The following is a 3675-nucleotide window of genomic DNA, read 5'->3' as shown; positions in this document are numbered from 1 at the left end:
CAATACATCACTATGTTTTATAACAGCCAAAGAATGCACTCATACCTGGATTACAAAAGTCCAAACCAATATGAAGCTGACATGGCTAACTTAGGAAAAGCTGCTTAACTGGGTTGTGTGAATTTGCTTGACCACGTCAAAATCATGGCTTGGAGAGTTGAAGCGATGACATCTTGTTGAGGAAATGCCTTTCTTTGTGTCAGGGTAGCGATAAAATAGCCAAGCCCTGCAGACAAACAGAGAAACAAAAAATTAGCAAAGTGGTTATGGTAAACAAACGTGCCATTGGCTCTGTGGCCATTTTCCATGTTCATAAATAAACTGAAATCCTGACCGGACAGTATTTCAAAAGCACCATAAAAACCATTGAGCGTGCCAGTGACAACCATAAATACTAAGCAAGAAATCAATCTTTGGGGTGATGTGATAATTGCCAATGCCAGAATGAAAACACACAAATAGCTAAGTGCTTTCAACAGTGCATCTATAGTTGCCTGGAAATCCAGACTGATTGAGGCAAATGACGTAGCAGTATTATCGAATATGCTCTCAAATCCTGGCGACAGTACGGCTAACAACGAAACTGGAAGTGGCATGAGTTGAAAAGCTATCCAAATCACGGTGCCAGATAAAATACCTAAGGGAATGCGATGTTTGCTAATTACGCTTAACAGATAATCACTGTGCAGAAGAAAATACACTAACAACAAACAAAAAATAAAAATTTGTTCGGCGTGCCAGGCTATGGGACGGTTGCTGCCCAATGGTAAAGGTAGCAAGAACAGGTAAAAGTAAAAAAGACCTAAAAACAGTCTTGAATGACAATCTTTTATCTTGTTGATAAAAGTATGAGGCAACAACACAAACACCTCTGGCAATATATTCTGTGAAGTTAAAAAGCACTTCGGCTTTGAAGTGCCTTTTAAAAGACATTAATTTGCAAAATTTAGTTTCGCGACGTGTTTTGACACTGACTGGAGTTATTACTGCCGTCACAAGTAGCACCGCCGCCTTTACCATTACCACTGTTAAACGCGGTAAAGCGATCGCTTAACAAAGATGAAGTGGTTGCAGCGTTTGCAGACAATGCTGAAATACTGAACAAAATACTGGCCGTGATACCTAAAACAGAAACTAAAGCAGCTAATTTTTTCTTGAACATAATCTTACTCCTTGATTAACGGGAAGGGAAAGCAGAATAAAGCCTCTTTCTGGCTATAAATTAACCGGCTGGAAGCGCGAGATCAACTTATATTGTCAAAATTTTGTCATTTACTGTCATTTTGTTGTCAATCGCGCAATGCCGAAAACAATGATGTCAGGTAAATTGGCAGACTAATGCGTTAATTTATCGGGTTTTAGTGTTCTGGATTTAACAAAGTAATTTTAATTTTAGTAATTAAAACAATTGGGTATGTTGTTTTTTGCGATTCCCCATTGTATTACATATCAATAATCGCCATATTAGCCGTGTAATTAGCCACAACAAGCGCCTTTACTTCTCATGCTAACTCCTCACACAGCAACAAATACTGAATCGCATCGACTCAACTCGATGTGGGTATGGTTGTGTTGTGTATTGGTGTTTGTTGCACTGAGTGGGGTGTCTCGTTCTGCAGTGTCTGCTTCAGACCCGTCGATACTCCTGAGTGAACAACCTGGTGTAGTGGTAGGGCAACGAGATGCTGCTTTATTTGCCCGTGAACTTTCATCTGGTATCCAGAGCCAGCAATCCGCAGGTGGTAACGATACGGGCATATTACCCGGGACAGGTAGCAAGCTATCCTCGAACTGGTATATATCGGGTATCGTTTCAAGTTTGTGGCAACAAACACTGCATTTTGCTAATGCCGCATTTTTATTGCCTTTAACCCGGGCACCTCCAATCCGATAATCAAAACAATGATGTAACTTCGTTGGCTAAGCCAACGCCAATTTGTTTGATTTACAAGGATTTCCCATGAAAGTTTCTCACTCACGGGGCGTGCTGTACGTACTCGTGATCCTCATTGGCTTGCTAAGTGCAATGCCAAACATTTTACCTGCCAATACGTTACAGCGTTTACCCCAATGGTTGGCATCGAATCAATTATCACTAGGCCTGGATTTACAGGGTGGCTCGCACTTATTGTTAGGCGCTGATACCAAGCCGCTGATAGAGAAAACACTGCAGGATACCAAAGAAGCGTTGTCACGCGAGTTGCGTGAACAAGGCATTCGGTATCAGTCTCAACCTATAAACAACGGCGTAATTTCCTTAACGCTTACAGGGCCGGAAAGTGATGCTAGCCGTGCAAAAAACATTGCCGCTGGTTTGGTAAGAGGCAACAACGGAATTAAGCAGTTTTCAATAGATAACGACAACAAGCTGCTCACACTTACCATTACCGAAGAGTACAAAACCACACTGGCAAGTGAGGCCATTGAGCAGAGTCTGGAAGTGGTGCGTCGCCGCTTAAATGAATCTGGCCTGGTGGAGCCCAGTATTACTCGTCAGGGCAATGATGGTGTGCTTGTGCAAATGCCAGGCGTATCTGATCCTTCCAGAATTCGGGAGTTATTAGGTACCACAGCACAAATGCGTTTTCACTGGGTAGTCGATAATGCTTCGTCTGGAAATACGGTGTTATTGCCAGATGCGCAAGGCACACAGCACTATCGGGTGCAAAAACAAGCCGCAATGGACGGAGAGCACATTAAAGATGCACAGCTAGGTTTTGATCCCAATACCAACGAACCTGTGGTGACATTTAAACTGGACAACACCGGTAGCCGTATATTTGCCGATATGACAAAAAGCCACATTGGTACGCCGCTGGCTATCGTACTCGACAGTAAAGTACTGACTGCTCCTGTGATCCGTTCGGTCATTGCCGGCGGTGCGGGTGAAATCAGCGGTAGCTTTACACCTGCTGAAGCCAAAGATCTGGCGTTGTTGTTACGTGCTGGCGCACTGCCTGTACCATTAAACGTACTCGAAGAACGCACCGTTGGGCCGGACCTAGGCTCAGATGCCATCGAAATGGGTATTTCCACCGGACTTATTGGTGCAGCGCTGGTGTTTGCATTCATGATTGCATTGTACCGCCGTTGGGGTCTGATAGCTTGTACCAGTCTGGTTATAAACATTGGTCTTATCATTGGTTTACTCAGCGCGTTTGGCGCTACGCTAACGCTTCCCGGTATTGCGGGGATCATATTAACTATTGGTATGGCGGTAGATGCCAACATACTCATTAACGAACGTATCAAAGAGGAATCGGCTAAAGGCAAGGTTGCTGGTATGGCCATTCCCGCCGGTTTTGACAAGGCCTATGCAACAATTCTCGATTCCAGTTTTACCACATTGATTGCGGTGAGCTTGTTGTTTATGTTTGGCAGTGGGCCGGTTAAAGGTTTCGCTGTGACAATTGGTATTGGGATATTTACGTCTATGTTCACTGCAGTAGCCGTAACCAAACAAATGATGTTGCTGGCAATGCGCAAGCGGGAAAGGGAGATATTATCGTTTTCTGGTGGAAACTGGTTGCGCCACACTCGCTTAACGCAGTTTAATTTCCTGAGAGGGCGGGTAATTGGGCTCGCTACCTCTGCCATCTTGTCATTGGGTTCAGTTGCATTGTTTGTCTATCCGGGATTGCAATATGGCGTGGATTTTACTGGCGGTACTTTAAT

5 protein-coding genes are annotated in these 3675 nt (G+C 43.9%); 3 read left to right on the top strand and 2 right to left on the bottom strand.

Annotation, left to right across the window (positions count from 1 at the left end; genetic code table 11):
- Positions 1-108, top strand: a 108-nt coding sequence (locus ACLR2L_RS19495; protein ID WP_413370596.1) for an IS3 family transposase, incomplete at its 5' end; no start/stop codon positions are given.
- Here the strand turns inward: ACLR2L_RS19495 and ACLR2L_RS19490 are convergent.
- Together ACLR2L_RS19490 and ACLR2L_RS19485 are read right to left on the bottom strand one after the other, a co-directional pair.
- Complete coding sequence (locus ACLR2L_RS19490) at positions 105-863, bottom strand: hypothetical protein (RefSeq protein ID WP_413370594.1); 759 nt, start codon at positions 861-863, stop codon at positions 105-107. The two genes, ACLR2L_RS19495 and ACLR2L_RS19490, sit on opposite strands and share 4 nt — an antisense overlap.
- A gap of 83 nt (positions 864-946) precedes the next feature.
- Positions 947-1162 (bottom strand): hypothetical protein, encoded by a 216-nt coding sequence (locus ACLR2L_RS19485; protein WP_413370592.1) that lies wholly within the window; start codon positions 1160-1162, stop codon positions 947-949.
- A 342-nt stretch (positions 1163-1504) separates the two neighbouring features.
- Between ACLR2L_RS19485 and ACLR2L_RS19480 the strand changes: the two genes are divergently transcribed.
- Both ACLR2L_RS19480 and secD read left to right on the top strand, forming a co-directional pair.
- Complete coding sequence (locus ACLR2L_RS19480) at positions 1505-1894, top strand: hypothetical protein (protein WP_413370590.1); 390 nt, start codon at positions 1505-1507, stop codon at positions 1892-1894.
- Between the two features lie 66 nt (positions 1895-1960).
- A partial coding sequence (gene secD / locus ACLR2L_RS19475) for a protein translocase subunit SecD (RefSeq protein WP_413370588.1) occupies positions 1961-3675 on the top strand: 1715 nt, incomplete at its 3' end.

Origin of the sequence: Alteromonas sp. AMM-1, assembly GCF_047290655.1 — a bacterium.
Lineage (GTDB): Bacteria > Pseudomonadota > Gammaproteobacteria > Enterobacterales > Alteromonadaceae > Alteromonas > Alteromonas mangrovi.
The sequence above is the reverse complement of the archived record's forward strand: the minus strand, read 5'-3'. Positions and strand labels throughout refer to the sequence as shown.